The following is a 20,585-nucleotide window of genomic DNA, read 5'->3' as shown; positions in this document are numbered from 1 at the left end:
CCTTATTCTTGCGCACTGTCGAAGTGCCCCTCAACCGGTGGAGATGCCCTGCTTTTCGAGCCAGGCGCGTGCCGGCTCCAGCGCGCGCTCATGCGTCCGCCAGCGGCCCACGGCATCGGCGTTGAGCGGCCGGCGCACCTGCGCCGCACTCGGCGTGGCCACCGCTGCCGTATTCTCGTGAAAGTGCAGGCAGGCATCGTCCCAGTCGAGCCCGCAGAAGTCGATCAATCGCCGCGTCTGCCCGTCCTGATCGGCGACCAGGCCTTCATAGCCCAGCTGCAATATCCGCCCGGGAAAGAGCGTCTCCCACTGCGCCATCAACCGGTCGAAGCGCGCATAATAGCGCGCCGTGTCGAGGAGGTCGTAGGAATAGGCGTAATAGGCCGACTGGCTCGCAAACAGATTTTTGTAATTGCTCCACACCGTATCCATCGGATTACGGCGCAGGCACACGATCCGCGCATGCGGCAGCGCCGCGGCGATATGGCCGATATACAGGAAATTGGCGGGGAGCTTGTCGACGAAGCGCGGCGTTCGTTCGGGCAAATGATGCGCAGCAGCCTGCTCGATATAGGCGCGGCCCAGCTGCGCTGGATCGATCGTGCTGCTGGCGGCAATCGTCTCTGCGTCGATGACCTTTTTCGATGCGGTTCCAGCCAGCCGCTTGACCGCCACCGGCATGGCCTGAAGCTCTCCCGCCGATACGACCTCTCGATGCGACGACAGGATGCGATCGATCAGCGTAGTGCCCGTTCGCGGCATGCCCACGACGAAGATCGGTGCGGTATCGGGATGGCCTGGCGCCTCGCGCAGCGCACCTGCGGGCTTGGTAAACACCGTTTCGAGCGCGTCGAAGATTTCTGCATCCTGCGCGAAATCGTAGCCGAGCGCGCGCTTCTGCTGCGCATTAGCTGCCTCAAGGTGCTCGAACGCGCTGGGATCGCCCAGATCCTCCAGCTCCTTGGCCAGAGCATAACGGATGCGCAGCGCATCGCCCGGGCCTTGCGCGGCAGCCAATGCGCGTTGCAGCCGGGGGAGATGGTTGGTCTCGGGCGTCTGGCGCGACAGGATGGCGAGTGCATAATGCGCGCGCGCATTGCCCGGATCGGCGCGAAGGATGTCCTCGTAATGCCGCCGTGCGTCTTCGACGCGTCCGGTAAAGCTGCTCGCGGCGGCAAGATTGTAGCGATAATCGAGATTGCCGGGTTCGCGGGCCACCGCCGCGGCGAATGGACCAAGGGCGCCTTCGTGGTCGCCCAGCCGGGTCAGAACGCACCCTATCGTATCCAGCGTATGCGCATCGGCGGGGGCGAGAGCGAGAGCGCGCTTGCTGGCCGCGGCGGCTTCTCCGTCACGGCGCAAGAGGCTGAGCAGCCGGGCCTGCTGGGCCAGATGCTCGGCCTCGGGGCCGCGCTGGACGGCCGCGTCCAACAACAGGACCGCATTGTCGATCTGTCCGGCCTGCTCGGCCGCAATGCCCAGCAGGAAATATCCTACCGGTGCATCGCGATCCTGCAGGACGATCGCCTTGGCAGCTTGTGTCGCTCCCAGGAGGTCGTCGCGTTCGAGCGCGTCGCGCGCCTGCCGCTCCAGGCTCACCGCCGCGGTCCTCGCGCGGTGGCCTGCTGTGTGGGGCCTACTGGCTCGAAGCGAGCCGGGTGGCCGTGTCCTGCAGCGCGACGCGCGTTTCGATCCGTTCGCGGATGCGGGCGAGGACTTCGGTACGGCACTCCTGCGAACGCGCATGCGCGCGCAAATGCACGGTGTCGAGGCCGTCGCCGCATACCGCGCGCGCGGCATCGTTCATCCGGATGGCCAAGCGGCGCTGACCGTCGACGGTCGCAAGATCGAGCCCGCCGAGGTGCAGCGTCGCGCTGTCCTGCACGAAGGGGTCGGAGGGGGTGGTTTCCGCCATGGCCGGCGCCGCAAGCGCGCACGCAGCCAGGGCCATCAGGCCAGCTTTCATGATCATCGTCTCCTGCGTTGTTATTGCGCCGCTCTCTGGCGGCTGCGCAGGGAGATATGCCCACGCGTCGGCGCTGGCAAGGTTCGCGGTGAATGGAAGCGAGGCTCACGAACCGGTGACCTCGAGCGCAGTCAGCCGGGTCGTGCCGCCCAGCAGCCCGATCGGCAGCCGCACACTGGCGGACGTCTCGTCGCCGGTGTCCGGATCGCGCAACGTCACCTCGACCGTCCGTGCGTGCAGCGGTGCGAGGCGCCTGACCGTATCGAGCGGAAGGTCCACGTGCCATTTCCGTGCACCCCGCGGGCTGGTTTCGTGGCTGTTTACAATCACCAGCACGCGCGCATCCTCGCGCTGGCCCGAGACCCGCAGGCAATCGTGAACGCCGCAGCGGACCAGCCTGGCCTCGGGGGCCGGTGCGGCGGAAATGGGCGGAGAAAGCGCGAGCAGAACACCTGCGATAAGAATCTGCGAGGTCGCGCGCATGAGGAGTCTCCTTTCCGCGCGCCGCAGGACCGGCGCGGGTTGCCGAAGCTCTCCCACGAATGTTTTTGTTCTTGCGTAAGGTGTTCCGCAAATCGGTCGCAGCGTCAAGCATGCGCCGATATCGGCGTCCTAAAGGGCAGTCATCGGGGTAAGGAGAGAAATTGGTGCCCAGAAGAGGACGAAGATGGGCACTCAAAACACTGGAAAATTCAACTCAGTCTGCCTTAGCTAGAGCAGCTTTGCGCCCCATCGCGGACATTCGAGATTGTCGCGCTGCGCCCCACAAGCTGCCATTCGTTCAGTACCGAGCGGATGACAGATACGTGCCTTCACTCCAGACATTCAACTTCGCGTGCAAATCTCCTCGAAGCGGACATGTGCGAGTTTCGCTGAGTGATCATCGGACTTATGCTGCGATTACGCGGTCGTAAGAAAAGTATTCGTCGAACTAAGGAAGCAGTGAATAGGATCTGGCGGGGTGGGCAATCGTGCTTCGGCGCCAATCAACCGTAGTTTGCCAACGATCCGCGTTGTCAGAGTGCACGGCAGCACGTTCGCCTATCACGGCGCGAAAGAAATGCGCGGCAAGCGGGCATTGTTAGTCATCGCGCGATCATCCGCGACTGTCCTCGGCATCGGTCTGCGCCCATTCTTCCATCGCCATCAAGACCGGCTTCAAGCTGACGCCACGGGCGGTCAGCGAGTAATCGACGCGGGGCGGAATTTCGCCATAATCCCTTCGCTCAACGAGTCCGTCCGCCTCCATCTCTCTCAGCGTTTTCGCCAGGGTCCGATGCGTGACTGCGCCGAGCCGGCGCTGCAATTCATTGAAACGCAGCGGGCCCTCCAAGAGCCAGAAGATCACCATTGGCCGCCATTTGCCGGAAAGGAAATCCAGCGTCCTTTCTGCCGGGCAATGCCAGCCGTGCTGTACCGCTGGGAATTGGGTCATTGCAGTATCCTTTCGGACCGTACTTGCCGAGGTGCGAGCGCCGCCTATTTTGCGCGCAATACTAAAGCAACGCCCCGGGTCTGGGTAGACGACAGGCCCTCCGAAAGGTCAATGTCATGAAGACAATCGACGCCATACTACGCAATGACAGCTCTCACTGGGTTGGCGACGGCTTTCCCGTGCGCTCCCTGTTCAGCTACCATAGCGATACCACCGCAATCAGCCCGTTCCTGTTGTTCGACTATGCCGGACCGTGGAACTTCGAACCCGTGGAGGGTCATCCGCGCGGCGTGGGTGAGCATCCGCACAAGGGATTCGAGACCGTCACCATCGTCTATGACGGGGAGGTCTGCCACCGCGATTCGACCGGTGGCGGCGGAACCATCGGAGCAGGCGAGGTCCAGTGGATGACGGCCGGTGCGGGCGTGCTGCACGAGGAATTCCACTCGCCCGGCTATTCGAAGACCGGCGGACCATTCCGCATGGTGCAGTTGTGGGTGAACCTGCCTGCGAAGGATAAGCTGACCCCGGCCAAGTACCAGGCGATCCCGCGCGATGCGATTGTGGACGTTCCCTTCAATGGAGGCCGCGCACGGATCATCGCGGGCGAGTTGGACGGAACCAAAGGCCCCGCCACCACCTTCACGCCGATCAATCTGTGGGACGTGCGGCTCGATGCCGATGCCGAAGTGACGCTCCCTCTTCCCAAGGGTCATACAACGATGATCGCGGTGCTCTCCGGACATGTGACGATCGATGGAAAGGGAATCGGCGAGGCCGAGATCGCGCGCCTTTCGCGCGATGGCGAAGGCGTGCCGGTCAGGGCCGATGGCGACGCCATGCTGCTGGTGCTGACAGGCGAGCCGATCGACGAACCCGTGTTCGGCTACGGGCCTTTCGTCATGAACACCGAGGTCGAGATTCAAGAAGCAATCACGGAGTTCAATTCGGGCAAGTTCGGCGTGCTGGCTCCGGCCTGAACCATGGTGCCCGGAGGGGAGCGAACTCTCCGGGTGCCCGTGTTCGCGGCTGTCACGCTCTCGTCGTCATATCGGCTCAAGCAATCCGTAGAAGGAAATCACCAATGATCGAACGCATCATAGACAAGCGCACGCATGACCTCGGCGGCGGATTCGAGGTGGGCCGCGTGCTGCCGTTCCACGCCCGCCGTACGGTCGGACCCTATATCTTCTTCGATCACATGGGCCCTGCCGACCTCGCCCCAGGCTTTCCGCGCGAGATGGACGTGCGCCCGCATCCGCACATCGGCATCTCGACCGTGACCTACCTTTATGATGGCGCCCTCACCCATCGCGACAGCTTGGGCGTGACGCAGGACATTCGTCCGGGCGAGGTCAACTGGATGGTTACCGGGAGCGGCATCACCCATTCCGAACGCTTCGACCACGCCCGCGAGCACGGCGCGCACATGCACGGTATCCAGGCCTGGGTGGCCCTTCCGACTGAGCATGAAGAGGCCGATCCGGCCTTCTATCACCACGAAGGCTCTGCCGATTTGCCGACATGGGAAGAAAAGGGCCTGCGCGGTCGCCTTATCGCAGGCAGCGCGGAAGGGATGCAATCGGCGGTCAGAGTCCACAGCCCCCAATTCTACATGCACTGGGATATGGTTGCAGGCGCGAGCCGCCCCTTGCCCGCCGAATACCAGGAGCGCGCGGTCTACGTCGCCGCTGGAAACGCGGAGGTCGCTGGCCAAGTCCTACGGACGGGACAGATGGCGGTAATCGAGCCGGGCCAGGACGTGCCTGTCACCGCCAAAGACGCGGCCACGATCATGGTGCTGGGCGGCGATCCGATCGGCGAGCGGTTCATGCTGTGGAACTTCGTCAGCTCGGCGAAGGACCGGATCGAGCAGGCCCGGGAAGACTGGATACAGGGGCGCATGAAATTGCCCGATGCGGACGATGAAGAGTTCACGCCCTTCCCGGAGGATCGGACCTATGCCTGACGAGCGGCCCGCAATCAGCGTCACGCTGGAAGATGGCGAAAAGCATGGCCGATATGTCGGCAGGATCGAAGGGATCGATGCGGAAGGCGAGATCGCCTTCACTCGGCTCGGACCGGAGCTAATCAGCGCCGACCACACGGGCGCTCCCAAGGAATTGAAAGGCACAGGTCTCGCGGCGGCGATGGTCGACTACCTCGTTGCCGATGCGCGGGGGCGCGGCTTCAAGGTCGTACCGCTCTGCCCCTTTGTTCGCGCACGATACGAAAAGCACCCCGAATGGCGCGACGTCTTCACGGTCGGTCCGGGCGAAAAGCCGAAGCTTACGCCAGCTTATCGCAAGTGAGAATGATTGTGCGGCCGGCGCCGAACAGTACTGCAGACAGATCAATAGGGCGGCGGGGTCGTCGCGCGCTGGTTCTTTGCAGCGGTGGTCCACCAGGCCAGGTCATCGGCAAAGCGCGAGAAGGCGCGGTCGAGCGCCTGACCGGCCTCGCCGACCGGCGCTCCATTATTATCGAGCGTCTTCGCGATTGGCCCGACCGCGACGGTGCTGGGGATGACCACCATGCCCATCTCGGTAAGGGTCCCGTGCCAGGCGAGATTGGCGCGGACCCCCGACAATCGGCCTGCAGAGTAACTCGCCACCGCAGCCGGGCGCCAGAACCATTCCTCGAGGAAATGGTCGGTAAGGTTCTTGAGGCCTGGCTGGACACCCCAGTTGTATTCGCCCGTCACGAACACGAAAGCATCGGCGCTACGGATCTGCTCTGCCAGGTTCTGCATCGGCTGCGGCGCCTCGCCCGCAGCGTATTCCTTGTACATCCGGTCGAGCATGGGGAGCCCGATTGCGCGGGCGTCGATCAACCGGGCGTCGTTCCCGCGGTCTTCGAGGCCACGCAGGACGTAGTCTGCCAGGCGGATTCCCATTCGATCGGAGCGATAGGAGCCGTAAAGCACAAGGACGCGGTCTTTCATCTGATCGGGCACCTCGATCGATCTTGGGCAACGGAAGGGTCCGTGATGGCCGGTGAGGGAAGTGATGGCAATCTTCAGACGCGAAGTTCAACCTTTCGCCAACGCGACGAAAGGGATTGCGCGGCGTTTGCAAGCGACTCGCTCTTAGCGAGCTTTCTGGTGCCGTGCGGCGCTCAGGCTGACGCCGTGGTGCCGATCTTGCGGCAATAGCACTGGGGTGGGTTCCTCGAATACTGACCAATCGCTATGATAGGCTCGATGCAAGGAGCGAATGCCCCTGTTCTTGCCGATAGGTTGCGAAAGCGCTCACCCACTTGGCCATCTTGTGCATATTGCTGCAACGCCACCGGGCTGGAATGACGGGTACCATACACCTGGGCGTCCACCGGACCGTATATATTCAGACCGAGACCACGGCCGCACCAATGGAGACATAGTGATGATGGTAGCGGCCAATTCGACCTCCTCGAACCGGGATCGCGGCGGGCACCAGACGTCCTATCGGCTCGCGAGGCACGATCCGGCTGGTCCATTGATCCCGATTTGCACGCCTGCGGTGCAGGAGGGGTAACCATGACCGTCCATGGCCATTCCTCATTCGCCGAGTGGCACAGGAACGGTCAGCATGCCTCCTACTTGCGCACCATGAAGTCCCCAGGTGCAATTCTCGACATCCTCGAGATTGAGCGACCGGCCGGCGACATGTCTCGCCCGGCCTTGTCGGACATTGTGCTGATGGAGGACATGCTTGGCTGCAGTCGGGTCCGCGGAGACCTGGGAGGAGGGCGCTTCGATGTGACGACCCGAAGAGGCACCCTCGCCATCGCTGCGCCCAATTTCGCGACTACGGTGATCAACGAAAAAAGACATCGGCTTCGCACGCTGGCATTTCCCTTGGCGCAGTGGCAGCACGTACTGGACGAGGCCGCCGATGGCCGGTTTTCGTTCGACACCTCATGCATCTACGGCCAAGTATTCGATTCATGGAAAATCCGCTCGGCCGTCCGGAACTTGTGGGCCCTCTGCGAGGAAGAGGGCGCGCCATCGCGGCTGCTGGCGCGGGCTGCGGGCTGCGAAATCCTCGCCGAACTGTGCCGGCTGGGCGGGGCTCCGTTCGCCCCGGCGAAGGGCGGCCTCGCACCGTGGGCACAACGGCGCTGTGTGGAACTGATGCATGCTCGGCTGGCGGAGGACCTCAGCCTCGACGAATTGGCGGCTGAGGCGCAGTTGTCACCCTTCCATTTTGCCCGGATGTTCAAGCAGTCCCTCGGTGCACCGCCGCGGGTCTATCTGACGCGACTGAGGGTAGAGAAGGCCTGCGAACTTCTCGAGCAAACGGACCTTCCGATCACCCAGATTGCCTTCGAGGTCGGATACTCATCGAACCAGGTCCTCGCCCGGGTCTTCCTCAAGCACATGCGCATGAACCCATCGGACTATCGGCGCGCTGTCCGGGAACCCACGCGATCTATCGCGTGACGTAACGTTCGCGGGCTTTCTGGTTCGCCAGAGAGCGCATCGACCGATCTCCCGAGCCCGGGGCGGTAAGTCTGCCTATTTCAACGCCTCGGAGGCTTTCGGGATCACGTTCGCCGAAGACCAAGTCAAGGTTGGCCGGAATGATGCTTGGGAAATACATCGCCGACTCCTTTCTGGCAGCTCCATCAGCGCAAAGTGCTCGGCACTGGCGTATTGAGCAACTGCTGCTCCCAGAGATAGGCGACGGCACTTCCGCCACTGTGGTATTTGAGGGCGTCGTTGAGCGGCATGGCAGTCCCGGCCCGGGCCCAGTCACGTTGCCATTCGGCCGATAGAGCGAGCCAGGTCATCACGTTGACGCCCGCTGCGATCATGCGCTGGATCGCGACCTCGTGGGCCTCGATCGACGTGCCGCCCGACGCATCGGTAATCACGGTCACATCCCATCCTTCGCCCGCTGCCTGGATCGCGGGCATTGCTACGCAGACCTCCGTCCACAGGCCGGCCATGACCAGCTGCTTGCGGCCGGTCGCCTTGACCGCATCGACGACCTTCGGATCCTCCCAGGTGTTAATCGTCGTACGGTCGATCACCTCGTTGTCGGGGAACACTTCGGTGACATGCGGGAAGATGACGCCGCCGCGGTCGGCAATGACGCTGGTCAATATCGTGGGCACGCCGAACACCTTCGCCACCTTGGCGAGCGCGGTCGTGTTGTTCACCACCATATGCGGATCGTGACTGTTCAGGTTCGCGAGCTGGTATGGCTGGTGATCGATCAACACGAGGACCGAATCTTCGGGGCGAAGGAGCGAGTCGAGGCCATTGCGGAAGGTCATTGGGTCATCCTTTGTGTCTTGGGAGGAGCCGAGCTCTGGTATCCGGACCTAGAGAAGATGCCCGAACAGCGCGGCGCGGAAGCTGCCGCGAACGCGCCAATCTTGCGGTGATGTAGAGTCCCAAGCGCAGGAGTCCTTTCTTTGGTGAGGCAGAAAGGCCGCAAGATCGGCACTTTCGCGGCAGCTTCAGAACCGCAGCGCAACAGGACGCTCGTTAAAGCTCGTTCGCCCGGACTTTTCACACGGCAGAAGCAACGGCAGCGAGAGCCTTTCGGCCCAGCCGAGATCACGGGTTGGAAAGGGTAGAAAACCATCGGGCGAGCACGCCGCCAGCCGACAGCACACCGGAAGCCCGGGCCCTTCTGGTCAAGTGCGGAACAGAAAGGACAAAGAATCCATGACCACACTGTATTACGCCGCTGGCGCTTGCTCACTGGCGCCCCATGTCGCTCTCGAGTGGATCGGCGAACCTTACGAGGCCGTCAGGGTTCAATACGGCTCAAAAGACCTTCTCGCGGTCAACCCCGCCGGGGCCGTACCAACGCTTCAGGAGAATGACGGCTGGTCGCTGACACAATGCGGCGCGATCCTCGACTACCTGGCATCGAAGCATCCCGAAGCAGGGCTTGCCGGCGGCGATAGCATCCGCGCCAGAGCTGAGGCCCATCGGTGGTCAGCCTTCTTCACCTCGGACCTGCATGCCTCCTTCTGGCCGATCTTCGTGCCCTTTCGCTATACGACTGACGACAGCGAAGCGGCCCTGCGCGCGGTGGTCGAGGCGGGACACGAACTGGTCGCAAAGAAGTTCGGCATCCTGGAACACCACCTCGAAGGGCGCGACTACATCCTCGATGGCGGGCGTTCCGTGATCGACGCCTACGCCTTCCCGATGATCCGTTGGGGGATCAATCTCTTGCCGCACGGCCTCAAAGAGTATCCCAATGTGAAGGCCCTGCATGACAAGTTGGATGCAGATACCGCTGTAAAGAAAGTTCTCGCTCGCGAGGCAGGTGCGTCCTCCTGAGACCTCCGATCCGTCAGCTGAATGAAAGCAACCAACAGGATGGACTTGAGGCCTGTGCGACATCGCGAACGAGGCCGTATCGGCGGGAAACCGCAACCTCCGGGGTTGATCTGGATAACTTTGGGGCTCGGACATCCCGAGGCCATCATGCGAATCTGCCCCTGTTGGAGCGCCTAGTCAGTCGCGGACGAAGGTCAGCAGGTCGGCGTTCACTACCTCGGGGTGGGTGGCGAAAAGACCGTGTGAAAGACCCGGATAGGTCTTCAACGTTCCGTCCCGCACCAGCCTGACTGCCTTGTGGGCCGAGTTTTCGATCGGGACGATCTGGTCGTCCTCACCGTGCAGAAACAGTGCGGGTACGGTGATCGCCTTCAGATCCTCGGTGAAGTCGGTCTCGGAAAATGCCTGGATGCAGTCGTAATGTGCCTTCGCACCGCCCGCCATTCCCTGGCGCCACCAATTGTCGATCAGGCCCTGACTCACTTCCGTACCCTCGCGGTTGAAGCCGTAAAACGGGCCGCTCGGGATACCCTTGTAGAACTCCGCGCGATTCCGGGAGAGTGCCTCACGAAATCCGTCGAACACCTCCATCGGAATACCGTCCGGGTTCTTGTCGGACTTGACCATCACCGGCGGAACGGCACCGATCAGCACCGCCTTGGCGACTCGGCCGCGCTCGGCCATGGCGGCATAGCGGGCGACCTCGCCCCCTCCGGTCGAATGGCCGATATGGACGGCGTCGTGCAAGTCCAGTGTCTCGACGATGGCGGAGACATCGGCGGCGTAGGTGTCCATCTCGTTGCCGGTGTCGGTTTGCTCCGATCGGCCATGGCCGCGCCTGTCATGGGCGATCACGCGATAGCCTTGGGATAGAAAGAACAGCATCTGGCCGTCCCAGTCGTCGGAACTTAGCGGCCAGCCGTGATGGAACATGACGGGCTGCGCGTCTTCCGGCCCCCAGTCTTTGTAAAAAAGAACGGTACCGTCAGAGGTAGTGATTGTAGCCATGACCAAATTCCTCGGGTTTATCTTTCGCGGTGTCGCGAGAAGTGTCGGCGCTCTGCTGTCCTGCACTTCTCCAAATGCATATCTTTCCGGAAGAAGGCGTTCGGTGGTTCAAGCACGATGGTCCTAGCAAGCGATTGCGCAAGGCGCGGCGCGGATACTGCGGCTGCGGTGCCGATCTTGCGGGCCAAGCGCTGCTGGCACGACCACATCGCCATGTTCAGCACGCGCACCGAGCGGGGTGAGCTTCATTTTCACACACCGGCGATCGAGCAGCCCGCCCAAAATTTGAAAGAGGAAGAGCGCAATATCGGCACCTGCGCAGCATTCTTAGCAACGCGTTGCTTGGGCGTCTGAGTAAAGTCTCCACTTCGCGCCATCACCACCACTGGCAACGCGTGGTGGCGCTAAACATGCAAGAACTGGTGCGGGGTGCGCGGGATTGCGATTGCGTCTCGGTTTTGACGTATCGACGTGCTTCAATATGATGGAAGGAAGACGATATGTCCGACGCAATGAAGGCTGTCGTCCTGACCCGCTTTGGCGGTCCCGACGCGTTCGAGGTTCAGAGCCTTCTTGTCCCCTCGGTCGGCTCGCGGCAGGTTCGCGTTCGCGTCCACGCCACCGCGATCAATCCGCTCGATTTTCAGATCCGTCGCGGCGATTATGCCGATTACGTACCGCTGCCGGCCGTCATCGGATATGACATTTCCGGGGTCGTGGATGCCGTCGGCGCGGAGGTCACCGAGTTCGGCCCCGGCGACGAGGTCTATTACACACCGCAGATATTCGGCGGCGCCGGGTCCTACGCCGAATTCCACGTTGCCCACGTCGATCTGGTCGGGCGCAAGCCCCGCAACCTGTCACACGTCGAAGCAGCGAGCCTGACGCTCGTAGGCGGGACCGTGTGGGAGGCTCTGATCAGTCGCGCCGGACTTCGCGTCGGCGAGACGATCCTCATCCACGGCGGTGCCGGCGGCGTCGGAACGATCGCGATCCAGGTGGCCAAGGCGATCGGGGCCCGGGTCATTACGACTGTACGCGCCCAGAACCATGATTTCGTCCGCGCACTCGGCGCGGACGATGTGGTCGACTATTCCGATGCCGATTACGTCGAGGCCGTGGACACGCTCACCGGCGGACGCGGGGTCGACGTCGTTTTCGACACGATCGGCGGCGACACACTGACAAGGAGCCCGCTCGTGCTCGCGCCATTCGGGCGCGTCGTCTCGATTGTCGATATCGCAACGCCGCAAAACCTGGTCGAGGCCTGGGGGCGCAACGCCTCCTATCACTTTGTCTTTACCCGCCAGAACCGCGGCAAACTCGACCAACTCACGAACCTCGTGGAACGGGGGCTGGTGCGGCCGGTGATCGGCGCCGTTCTGCCGCTCGACCGCCTCGCGGAGGGTCACGAGGTGCTGGAGACGGGGGCGCGCCGCGGGCTGCGTGGGAAGGTCGCAATCGATGTCTCCGGCGAGACAGAAACGATTGTGCCGCCCCTCGCCGCCGCAGAATGATGCGGGGTTCCGAGACTTGCAGTGCTGGTCCATACCGAACGGAGAACGCAACATGACGAATAGCTGGCCCCCGCTCGACTACCTTAGCTGGCGAGAAACCTGTTCGGCCCTTCATCTCTACCTGCAGATAGCAGGCAAATACCGGCTGGCTCATAGCCCGTGGCTCAACCATTCCTGGAACGCCACGTTCTACATCGCGCCCAGCGGACTGGTATCTTCGCCTATCCCGGACGGCCCGGGGATCGAGATCATGTTCGATCTTCGCGCGCACGAGGTCGTGGGAACCTGCGGCGGCGATGGCGGGAAGGCGGCATTCCCGCTCGAGCCGATGACGGTGGCAACGTTCCACGCCCGGTTCACCGAGATGATCTCAAGCCTTGGCGGCACGCCGAGCTTCGATGGGCGACCAAATGAAGTGCCCGACCCGGTGCCCTTCAAGGACGATCATCGCGACCGGCCCTACGATCGCGAAGCGGTTCAGCGCTATCATCATGCACTCGTATCGGTCGACAGGGTCTTCAATCGGTTCCGGACGTCGTTTCTCGGCAAATCCAGCCCCGTTCATCTGTTCTGGGGCGCCCTGGACCTGGCTGTTACCCGGTTTTCGGGCCGGCGCGCACCGCTCCACCCCGGCGGCATTCCTGCCTTGCCGGACGACGTGGCGCAGGAAGCCTACGACCGCGAGGTCTCCTCGGCAGGCTTCTGGCCCGGAGGCGGTCCTATCGATTACCCCGCTTTCTATGCATATGCCTATCCTGCGCCGAACGGTTACCGCACCGCGCCGGTTCAGCCCGATGCCGCATTCTGGCACGAGCAACTCGCTGAATTCGTCTTGCCATACGATGCCGTCCAGACGGCACAGGACGGCGATGCTGCGTTGTTATGCTTTCTGACATCGACTTACGAAGCCGCAGCCGATCTCGGGGCCTGGGACCGCGACTTGCTAGAATGCGAAATTGGACGCCCTGCTACGGTGCGACCATCGGATCCGATATCGGGGCGATCCAAGGTGCCATTACCCGAAGAACCGGTTGAGCGAGAGGATGGAGCCTCCAAAGGGCGCTACCATATGCTCGTCGATGGAGCCGAAGCAGAGATGACCTACAGCCGCGCCAGCGAAACGCTCATCATCATCGATCATACCGAAGTGCCCGAAGCCTTGCGCGGCCGCAGGGTCGGCGAACGGATGGTGCGCCAAGCGGTCGATGATGCGCGCCGCGAAGGCTTCGCGATCATTCCGCTATGTCCCTTTGCAAAAGCGCAGATCGACCGGAATCCCGAACTCCGGGACGTTCTTCATCAGCGCAGGGCGACAGGCGAACCTGCGCCGACACGTTGATCAGCAAAGCAAGCAGCACCCCCGCTACAGATCATTATTGGTAAGGACGCAGGTTTTCCCATGAGCACCAGCCAAGCCATCTTTCCCGCCGATCGGCACGCACTTTACGAGGAACACGGATATTCCGCCGCGATCCGCTCCGGCAGTCTCCTGTTCGTCTCCGGACAGGTCGGCAGCCGGAACGACGGCATGCCAGAGCCCGACTTCGAAACGCAGGTCGAGCGGGCATTCGCAAATCTGATCGCGGTCCTTGCCGCTGCAGAGTGCGAACTCGCCGATATCGTCGATGTGACGACCTTCCACACCGATCCCGAACGTCAGTTCGATGCGATCATGAAAGTAAGGCGCCGCCATTTCCGCGATCCGCCCTATCCGAACTGGACAGCGGTAGGCGTGAACTGGCTGGCTGGTTTCGACTTCGAGATCAAGGTTGTCGCACGAATTCCTGCAACTCCTGATTATCTCGAGTTTTGAATGGCTGCGTTGGGGTCGCGGCGGTGCCTCTGCCTCACAAACGGCTAAGCCGATACTGCCTTCCGGCGCGCGGAACCGGCAGTTTCGCACGGCTTCCACCGAAAGCCGCGATTTAGCCCTCGGCCCAGAAATCGCACCTGAGTGGGTGTGAAAGAACGGCAGTCGTAAGGGGACGTCAAAGCCGGTAATGGCTGCTTTGCGGGCGACTTTCACCGGTCCGGCGGAGCGTCAGCTTCTCGTCTTTTGTGCTTGAGACCGGACAATCTGCTACCGGCCCAGAAAGCGACATCAGAGCCCAGCTTTGACCCGTTTGCTGTTTTGAGTCAGCGTGTCTCTATCCATAATTGAAAATTGGTGCGGTCGAGAAGACTCGAACTTCCACGGCCTTGCGGCCACAACGACCTCAACGTTGCGCGTCTACCAGTTCCGCCACGACCGCACACAGTCTGCATCGGGAGCGAATCCGCGAACGGGCTCCCGCCGGTAGGAGCGCGCCACTAGCAGCGAGGCTGCGGCCTCGCAAGCATCTTTGTTGCGCGGCTGCGCAAGCTAGCGCGGGGCCCAGCCGATATCCGCGAAGACCGCCGATTTGGGCACGTCGGTGACCGCCTCGTTGATGGTCAGTTCCTCGCCCGGTGCGAGCGTCGACTGCGGCGGCTGGACGACCCAGCTATAGACCTGCCGTTCGCGCTGGTCGCGCAGGACGATCAGGATTTGCGGGATCGGGCGCGATTCGCGCGCGGTATTCTTGACGATCACGCGCGCGCCGAAGAATTCGGTGCCATTGGGCAACGTGCGGCGTTCCTGCTGCTCGACCGGGAAGGACAATTCCAGATCGGGCTGCGCTGCCCCGAACAGCGGGCGGCTGACCGGCACCCAGTCGGGTAGGCCGGCATAATTCACCGCGGCAATCGTGCCGATCGCGATCACTGCGAAAATCGTTGCCGCCCAGGTCCACAGCTTGGTGAGGTTGCGACGCGGACGGAACGGCGGCGCGTGGTCGAAACGCGAGCGGGCATCCTCGCTCTCGGGCGTGGGCGCGGGGGGCAGCTCGTCCTGAACTTCGCCATAGGGCGGGGTGGTTTCGTCGAAATCGGGCCCGTCGCGCCGGGGCGCGTCGCGGGTGGGGGCATCGCGCACAGGCGCCGCGGTGGCGGTTTCGCCATAGCTGAAGCCGGGTTGCGCCTGCGGATCGGGGCCCTCCGCCACGGGGGGCGGTGGCGGCGCAGGCGGCGCCGGTCTGGGAGCGGATGGCGCAGTGGGCGGCGGAACCGGGACGGCAGCAACCGCGGCGAGCCGTTCGGCATCGGGGCCGTCCTGGAACCAGCTGTGTTTGCATTTCGCGCAGCGCACGGTGCGCCCGTCGATCCCGATAGCGCTGTCGGGCACGACATAGCGCGTGGAACAAGCAGGGCAGGCAATGATCATGGTGACCCAAGGCCTTAGGACCCGTTGCGAATCACGACAAGCGACAGCTCTGTTCGCAAACCCCGAGAGCGGCTTTTTTCCACATGCAAGCGCGGTTATAGGCAGTTTCCTACAATGACGGGTGCAACTTTCCTCTTGAACGACCGGGCTAGGCGATGAGCGCGCCCGAGGACGAGGTCGTCCGGTTCGACAATGTCGGGCTGCGTTACGGCACCGATCGTGAAATCCTGTCGAACGTTTCCTTCACGCTGTTCCCCGGCCGGTTCTATTTCCTCACCGGCGCCAGCGGGGCGGGCAAGACCTCGCTGCTGCGCCTGCTTTATCTCGCGCAGCGCCCGTCGCGAGGGGCGATCAGCATGTTCGGGACCGATGTCATCACCCTCCCGCGCGAGCGCCTGCCTGCCTATCGCCGGCGGATGGGGGTGGTGTTCCAGGATTTCCGGCTGGTCGATCACTTGTCGGCCTTCGACAATGTCGCGCTGCCCCTGCGCGTTTCGGGCGTACGCGAAGCCGATCTGCAGGGGCCGGTATCAGACATGCTCGACTGGGTCGGGCTGGCCCACCGCGCCGATGCGCGCCCGGCGACGCTGTCGGGCGGCGAGCAGCAACGCGTTGCCATCGCCCGCGCGGTCATCGGCCGCCCCGACATGCTCGTGGCCGACGAACCGACGGGCAATGTCGATCCGGAAATGGCGCTCAAGCTGATTCGCCTTTTCGAAGCGCTCAACCGGCTGGGCACCACCGTGGTGGTGGCGACGCATGACGTCCACCTGCTGCGCAAGGTGCCCGATTCGCTGATCATGCGGCTCGACAAGGGGCTGTTGTCCGATCCCACCGGCGCGCTGCGCTATCCGCCGCGGCGGGTGGGGGCGGGCGAATGAAGAAGCCCCCGGTCCCGCCGCGCATGGTCGAGCGTGGCCGCTCGCCCTTCCAGGGTCGCCGCGCGGCGCATCTGCTGCCGCAGGCGCGGCTGGGCGGACCGATGCCATGGGTGATCGCGATCATGGTCGCGCTGACCGTGCTGGCGGCAGGGGGCGGGCTGGCGCTCGACAATCTGGCGGACCGCGCACGCGGCGAATTGTCCGGCAGCGCGACGGTCCAGATCGTCGAGGCGGATCCGCAATCGCGCGCGCGGCAGGCGGAGGATGCGGCGACCATCCTGGTGCAGGACCGGGCGGTCGCCGGGCTCGCGGAGGTCCCGCAGGAATCGGTCGAGGCCTTGCTCGCCCCGTGGCTGGGCACCGACACGCCCGAGGATACGGTGCCGATCCCCGCGCTCATCGATCTGCGGCTGCGCGATGGCGCGGACGCCGCCACGCTCGACCGGCTGCGCAGCCTGCTCGCCGACCGCGTTCCCGCGGCGCGGATCGATGCGCAGGCGCAATGGCTCGCTCCCGTGCTCGCTGCGCTCTCGGCGCTTGGCTGGATGGCGCTGGGGCTGATCGGCCTGCTCGCCTTCACCGGTGCAGCGGCGGTTTGGTTGGCGGCGCGCAATGCGCTGGGCAGCAATCGCGACACGATCGAGATCGTCCATCTCTTGGGCGGCAATGACGACCAGATCGCGCGAATCTTCCAGCGCTCGATCCTGGTCGATGCGCTGGGCGGGGGCGTGCTCGGCCTGGCGCTCGGCGCGGCGGCGGTCTGGGTGATGGGCGCGCAATTCGCAGCGCTCGATTCGGGACTCGTGACGGGCGGCGGGCTCGAAACCAGCGATTGGCTGGTCTTGGCCCTTGTCCCTGTGGGGGCGGTTGTTCTAGCGGTCTATACGGCGCGGTTCACCGTGCTTGCGTCGCTCAGGAAAATGTTGTGATCCTCCGCCTCTTCGCTGCCGTCATGCTCGTCTATGCGTTCGGTTTTCTCGGCTTTGCCGTCTCGCTGCCCCAGCCGGCGGCGGATGAGAAGACCGATGCGGTGATCGTGCTGACCGGCGGACCGGGCCGGATCGCGCGCGGCCTGGATGTGGTCGAGCAGGGGCTGGCGCGCGAAATGTTCGTCTCGGGCGTCGATCCCGATGTGACCCCCGCCGAATTCGCCGCCGAATTCGATGTCTCGCGGCGGGTGATGCAATGCTGCGTCAAGCTCGGCTATCTCGCGGTCGATACGCGCAGCAATGCCGGCGAAGCGGCGCAATGGCTCAAGGAAAACGAGTTCACCTCGGTGCGCCTCGTGACGACCGACTGGCACATGGCGCGCTCCGCCGCCGAATTCAGCGAAACGCTGCCGCCCGACATGCTCGTGGTCAAGGACGCGGTGGTCTCGCACCCGCAACTCGCGACGCTCTATCTCGAATATAACAAGCTGCTGGCGGCGGCGATCTCGCAGGGGTTGCCGCGCTGACGCAGCCCATGCTCTTTCTCCGCAACCTCGCCTTCTATCTTGCCTTCTACAGCGGCTCGCTGCTGATCACGACGGCGTCGCTGGCCTCGCTGCCCTTCAGCGTGACCGCGTTCCGTGCGCGGGTGCGCAATTGGTCGCAATGGCAGCGCTGGTGCGTCACCCATATGCTCGGCTGCGAGATCGTCCACGAGGGGGCGCCGCTCGACGAGCCGGTGCTCTATGCGATCAAGCACGAGAGCTTCTTCGAGGCGATCGATGCGCCCGCGCTGTTCAACTGCCCGAGCGTCTTCGCCAAGCAGGAGCTGTTCAAGATCCCGCTATGGGGCCGCGCCGCGGCCGCCTTCGGCCTGGTCCCGGTCGAACGCGAGGCGGGCGCTAAGGCGCTGATGAAGATGATCCGCCACGCCAAGGCGCTGATCGCGGATGGCCGCCCGCTGGTGATCTTTCCCGAAGGCACGCGGGTGCCGCATGGCGAACGCAGGCCGCTGCAATCGGGGTTTGCGGGGCTGTACAAGATGCTTGGCCTGCCAGTGGTGCCGGTGGCAGTGGACAGCGGGCCAATCTACCATCGGCGGCTCAAGCGGTCGGGGCGGATCACTTACCGCTTTGGCGAGCCGATCCCGCCGGGCCTGCCGCGCGCCGAAGTCGAAGAGCGCGTGCGCGAGGCGATCAACGCGCTGAACTGAGCGCCCGCCGTCCGACCGGCTGTCAGCCTCCGATATCGCTCAGTGATCGGTCCGCCCGAAGTCGGGCCGCGCGTCGTCCTGGCCTTCCTCGATGATCGAGCGGCGGATCGCGCGGGTGCGTTCGAACAGGTCGAACAGCGTCTCGCCATCGCCGTCGCGGATCGCGCGCTGGAGCAGGCTGAGATCTTCGGTGAACCGGCCCAGCACTTCGAGCACGGCGTCGCGGTTGGACAGGAACACGTCGCGCCACATCGTCGGATTGCTCGCGGCGATGCGGGTGAAATCGCGGAAGCCGCCGGCCGAATATTTGATCACTTCGCCGCGGGTTACGTCCTCGAGATCGGATGCGGTGCCGACGATCGTATAGGCGATCAGGTGCGGGATGTGGCTGGTCACCGCGAGCACGAGGTCGTGATGCGCGGGGTCCATGATTTCGACCGTGGCACCAAGCCCTTCCCAGAACTGCGTGAGCGCCTCGACCGCTGCGGGCGGGGCCGTGTCGTCCGGCGTGACGATGCACCAGCGATGGCGGAACAGTTCGGGGAAACCGGCATCGGGTCCGCTGTTCTCGGTCCCCGCGACCGGGTGCGCGGGGATGACCACTGCCTCGGGCAGCGTCCTGGCCAGCGCCTCGCCGACGCGGCGTTTGGAGGAGCCGACATCGCTGACGATGGTGCCGGGGACAAGGTCGGCGGCAATCGCCTCGGCCGCCGCATTCATCGCGCCGACGGGTACGCACAGGATCACCAGTTCGGCCTCGCGCACGGCGTCGCCCGCGGTTTCGCAAATGGTGCCGGCCAGCCCGCGCTCTGCAGCGCGGCGGCGCACGGCGGCATCGGCATCCCAGCCGGTGGTCGCCACGCCGGGCAGCATCTCGCGGACTGCCAGCCCGATCGAACCGCCGATCAGGCCCAGCCCGATGATTGCGACGCGCGAAATCGTCATCTGTCCGCACCGCACAGCGTGCGCAATACGCGGGTGATGTCGTCCATCTGGCGCGCGGTCCCGATGGTGATGCGCAGCGCCTGCGGCAGCCCCTGTCCGGGCAGGTGGCGCACGGCATAGCCAGCCTCGGCGATTGCCTGCAGCGCGGTTTCCGCCTCGAGGTCACCTTCGAACAGCACGAGCACGAAATTGGCCTTGCTCGGCACTGCGCGCAGCCCGTGATTGCCCAGCGCCTCGATCGCATGGACGAACCGCTTGCGCTCCTCGCGGTTGGCTTCGCGCGAGCGGGCGAGGAAGTTCGTGTCAGCCAAGGCCGCAAGCGCGGCGCGCTGGCCGCTGGCGGTCACGTTGAACGGCCCGCGGATGCGGTTGAGCACATCGACCAGCCCCGGCGCGCCGGTGGCCCAGCCGATCCGCTCGCCCGCCAGGCCGTAGATCTTGGAGAAGGTCCGCGTGACCAGCACGTTGGCGTGGTGCGCGGCGAGATCCAGCCCGCCGTCGTCCTCGCCGGGCTCGAGATATTCGGCATAGGCCTGGTCGACTACCAGCAGCACGTCGCCCGGCAATCCGGCATGAAGCCGCTCGACCTCGTCGCGGGGCAGGCAGGTGCCGGTGGGATTGTTCGGATTGGCGAGGAACACCACCCGGGTGCGCTCGGTCACCGCGGCCAGCAGCGCATCGACATCGGTGCCGTAATCGGCGTCGGGCGCTTCCATCGGGGTCGCGCCGCAGCGCCGCGCGGCGATATCGTAGACCGCAAAACTGTAGCGGCTGAACAAGACCTCGTCGCCGGGACCGGCAAAGCCCTGCGCGGCAAGATTGAGCAATTCGTCCGAGCCCGTGCCGCAAACGATCCGCGCGGGATCGATGCCGTGCTGTCTGCCCAGCGCCGCGCGCAATGCAGCGGCGTCGGGATCGGGATAGGCCGCCGGGGCATGGTCGACAGCCAGCGCCGCCAGCGCGTCGGCGCTGCACCCCAGCGGGTTCTCGTTTGCCGACAGTTTGACCAGCTTGCGCCCGTCGGCACTGGTCGATTTGCCCGGGACATAGGCATGGATACTTTCGATCCAGGGCTTCATGATGGGTGTGTCTGCCATTTCAGCTTCGCCGCATGAAAGAAATACGGCCCTTCGACAAGCCGGAGGCTTGCCGATAGAGACAGCG

General features: G+C 64.1%; 23 protein-coding genes and 1 tRNA gene. 13 read left to right on the top strand and 11 right to left on the bottom strand.

Going from position 1 to position 20,585, the window contains the following annotated elements; translation table 11 throughout:
• Positions 1-30 precede the first annotated feature (30 nt).
• From V6B15_RS11640 to V6B15_RS11625, 4 genes are all read right to left on the bottom strand, one after another.
• The gene (locus V6B15_RS11640) at positions 31-1,599 is read right to left on the bottom strand and encodes a tetratricopeptide repeat-containing sulfotransferase family protein (protein WP_334201278.1); all 1,569 of its coding nucleotides are present in this window, start codon (positions 1,597-1,599) and stop codon (positions 31-33) included.
• 37 nt (positions 1,600-1,636) lie between these two features.
• Entirely contained in the window at positions 1,637-1,966 is a 330-nt protein-coding gene (locus tag V6B15_RS11635) for a UrcA family protein (protein WP_334201277.1), read from the bottom strand.
• A gap of 105 nt (positions 1,967-2,071) precedes the next feature.
• On the bottom strand, positions 2,072-2,449 hold the full coding sequence (locus V6B15_RS11630) for a hypothetical protein (RefSeq protein ID WP_334201276.1): 378 nt from the start codon (positions 2,447-2,449) through the stop codon (positions 2,072-2,074).
• Between the two features lie 613 nt (positions 2,450-3,062).
• A complete protein-coding gene (locus tag V6B15_RS11625) occupies positions 3,063-3,401 on the bottom strand; it encodes a winged helix-turn-helix transcriptional regulator (protein ID WP_334201275.1) in 339 nt (112 codons plus the stop codon).
• A 116-nt stretch (positions 3,402-3,517) separates the two neighbouring features.
• Here V6B15_RS11625 and V6B15_RS11620 point away from each other — a divergent pair, with 116 nt between their 5' ends.
• The 3 genes from V6B15_RS11620 to V6B15_RS11610 all read left to right on the top strand — a co-directional run bounded on the left by V6B15_RS11620 (position 3,518) and on the right by V6B15_RS11610 (position 5,713).
• A complete protein-coding gene (locus V6B15_RS11620; protein WP_334201274.1) occupies positions 3,518-4,381 on the top strand; it encodes a pirin family protein in 864 nt (287 codons plus the stop codon).
• Positions 4,382-4,485: 104 nt separating this feature from the next.
• Entirely contained in the window at positions 4,486-5,370 is an 885-nt protein-coding gene (locus V6B15_RS11615) for a pirin family protein (protein WP_334201273.1), read from the top strand.
• Complete coding sequence (locus tag V6B15_RS11610; protein WP_334201272.1) at positions 5,363-5,713, top strand: GNAT family N-acetyltransferase; 351 nt, start codon at positions 5,363-5,365, stop codon at positions 5,711-5,713. Before V6B15_RS11615 ends, V6B15_RS11610 begins: the two co-directional genes overlap by 8 nt.
• 41 nt (positions 5,714-5,754) lie before the next feature.
• Here V6B15_RS11610 and V6B15_RS11605 read toward each other — a convergent pair whose 3' ends face one another.
• Positions 5,755-6,345 carry an NADPH-dependent FMN reductase gene (locus V6B15_RS11605; RefSeq protein ID WP_334201271.1) on the bottom strand — a complete coding sequence of 197 codons (591 nt, stop codon included), beginning with the start codon at positions 6,343-6,345 and terminating at the stop codon, positions 5,755-5,757.
• A gap of 573 nt (positions 6,346-6,918) precedes the next feature.
• Here V6B15_RS11605 and V6B15_RS11600 point away from each other — a divergent pair.
• Entirely contained in the window at positions 6,919-7,824 is a 906-nt protein-coding gene (locus V6B15_RS11600; protein ID WP_334201270.1) for an AraC family transcriptional regulator, read from the top strand.
• Between the two features lie 185 nt (positions 7,825-8,009).
• Here V6B15_RS11600 and V6B15_RS11595 read toward each other — a convergent pair whose 3' ends face one another.
• Positions 8,010-8,663, bottom strand: a complete 654-nt coding sequence (locus V6B15_RS11595) for a hydrolase (protein ID WP_334201269.1) — start codon at positions 8,661-8,663, stop codon at positions 8,010-8,012.
• A gap of 397 nt (positions 8,664-9,060) precedes the next feature.
• Here V6B15_RS11595 and V6B15_RS11590 point away from each other — a divergent pair, with 397 nt between their 5' ends.
• Entirely contained in the window at positions 9,061-9,687 is a 627-nt protein-coding gene (locus V6B15_RS11590) for a glutathione S-transferase family protein (RefSeq protein ID WP_334201268.1), read from the top strand.
• A gap of 177 nt (positions 9,688-9,864) precedes the next feature.
• Here V6B15_RS11590 and V6B15_RS11585 read toward each other — a convergent pair whose 3' ends face one another.
• Positions 9,865-10,695 carry an alpha/beta fold hydrolase gene (locus tag V6B15_RS11585; protein WP_334201267.1) on the bottom strand — a complete coding sequence of 277 codons (831 nt, stop codon included), beginning with the start codon at positions 10,693-10,695 and terminating at the stop codon, positions 9,865-9,867.
• 213 nt (positions 10,696-10,908) lie between these two features.
• Between V6B15_RS11585 and V6B15_RS11580 the strand changes: the two genes are divergently transcribed.
• The 4 genes from V6B15_RS11580 (at position 10,909) to V6B15_RS11565 (ending at position 14,025) form a co-directional block, all read left to right on the top strand.
• Positions 10,909-11,049, top strand: a complete 141-nt coding sequence (locus tag V6B15_RS11580; protein ID WP_334201266.1) for a hypothetical protein — start codon at positions 10,909-10,911, stop codon at positions 11,047-11,049.
• A gap of 146 nt (positions 11,050-11,195) precedes the next feature.
• A complete protein-coding gene (locus V6B15_RS11575) occupies positions 11,196-12,212 on the top strand; it encodes a zinc-dependent alcohol dehydrogenase family protein (protein WP_334201265.1) in 1,017 nt (338 codons plus the stop codon).
• Complete coding sequence (locus V6B15_RS11570) at positions 12,160-13,551, top strand: DUF5996 family protein (protein WP_334201264.1); 1,392 nt, start codon at positions 12,160-12,162, stop codon at positions 13,549-13,551. Before V6B15_RS11575 ends, V6B15_RS11570 begins: the two co-directional genes overlap by 53 nt.
• Before the next feature lie 60 nt (positions 13,552-13,611).
• Entirely contained in the window at positions 13,612-14,025 is a 414-nt protein-coding gene (locus V6B15_RS11565) for a RidA family protein (RefSeq protein WP_334201263.1), read from the top strand.
• Between the two features lie 352 nt (positions 14,026-14,377).
• On the opposite strand, the gene V6B15_RS11560 is transcribed toward V6B15_RS11565, so the two are convergent.
• Both V6B15_RS11560 and V6B15_RS11555 read right to left on the bottom strand, forming a co-directional pair.
• Positions 14,378-14,464: transfer RNA gene (locus V6B15_RS11560), tRNA-Leu, on the bottom strand.
• A 110-nt stretch (positions 14,465-14,574) separates the two neighbouring features.
• On the bottom strand, positions 14,575-15,453 hold the full coding sequence (locus V6B15_RS11555) for an MJ0042-type zinc finger domain-containing protein (RefSeq protein WP_334201262.1): 879 nt from the start codon (positions 15,451-15,453) through the stop codon (positions 14,575-14,577).
• 155 nt (positions 15,454-15,608) lie between these two features.
• Here V6B15_RS11555 and ftsE point away from each other — a divergent pair, with 155 nt between their 5' ends.
• The 4 genes from ftsE to V6B15_RS11535 are packed head-to-tail and all read left to right on the top strand — an operon-like array spanning position 15,609 to position 18,476.
• Positions 15,609-16,334 (top strand): cell division ATP-binding protein FtsE, encoded by a 726-nt coding sequence (gene ftsE / locus V6B15_RS11550; RefSeq protein WP_253520202.1) that lies wholly within the window; start codon positions 15,609-15,611, stop codon positions 16,332-16,334.
• Positions 16,331-17,263 (top strand): cell division protein FtsX, encoded by a 933-nt coding sequence (locus V6B15_RS11545; protein ID WP_334201261.1) that lies wholly within the window; start codon positions 16,331-16,333, stop codon positions 17,261-17,263. The genes ftsE and V6B15_RS11545 overlap by 4 nt, the downstream gene beginning before the upstream one ends.
• Positions 17,260-17,790, top strand: a complete 531-nt coding sequence (locus tag V6B15_RS11540; protein WP_320181039.1) for a YdcF family protein — start codon at positions 17,260-17,262, stop codon at positions 17,788-17,790. Before V6B15_RS11545 ends, V6B15_RS11540 begins: the two co-directional genes overlap by 4 nt.
• An 8-nt stretch (positions 17,791-17,798) precedes the next feature.
• Positions 17,799-18,476: a lysophospholipid acyltransferase family protein gene (locus tag V6B15_RS11535; protein WP_334201260.1), complete on the top strand. Its 678-nt coding sequence runs from the start codon at positions 17,799-17,801 to the stop codon at positions 18,474-18,476.
• Between the two features lie 39 nt (positions 18,477-18,515).
• Here V6B15_RS11535 and V6B15_RS11530 read toward each other — a convergent pair whose 3' ends face one another.
• Together V6B15_RS11530 and hisC are read right to left on the bottom strand one after the other, a co-directional pair.
• Positions 18,516-19,421 carry a prephenate/arogenate dehydrogenase family protein gene (locus V6B15_RS11530; RefSeq protein ID WP_334201259.1) on the bottom strand — a complete coding sequence of 302 codons (906 nt, stop codon included), beginning with the start codon at positions 19,419-19,421 and terminating at the stop codon, positions 18,516-18,518.
• Positions 19,418-20,518 carry a histidinol-phosphate transaminase gene (gene hisC, locus V6B15_RS11525; RefSeq protein ID WP_334201258.1) on the bottom strand — a complete coding sequence of 367 codons (1,101 nt, stop codon included), beginning with the start codon at positions 20,516-20,518 and terminating at the stop codon, positions 19,418-19,420. Before hisC ends, V6B15_RS11530 begins: the two co-directional genes overlap by 4 nt.
• Between the last annotated feature and the right edge of the window lie 67 nt (positions 20,519-20,585).

This window comes from Qipengyuania sp. Mu-71 (assembly GCF_036867055.1).
Lineage (GTDB): Bacteria > Pseudomonadota > Alphaproteobacteria > Sphingomonadales > Sphingomonadaceae > Qipengyuania > Qipengyuania profunda.
The sequence above is the reverse complement of the archived record's forward strand: the minus strand, read 5'-3'. Positions and strand labels throughout refer to the sequence as shown.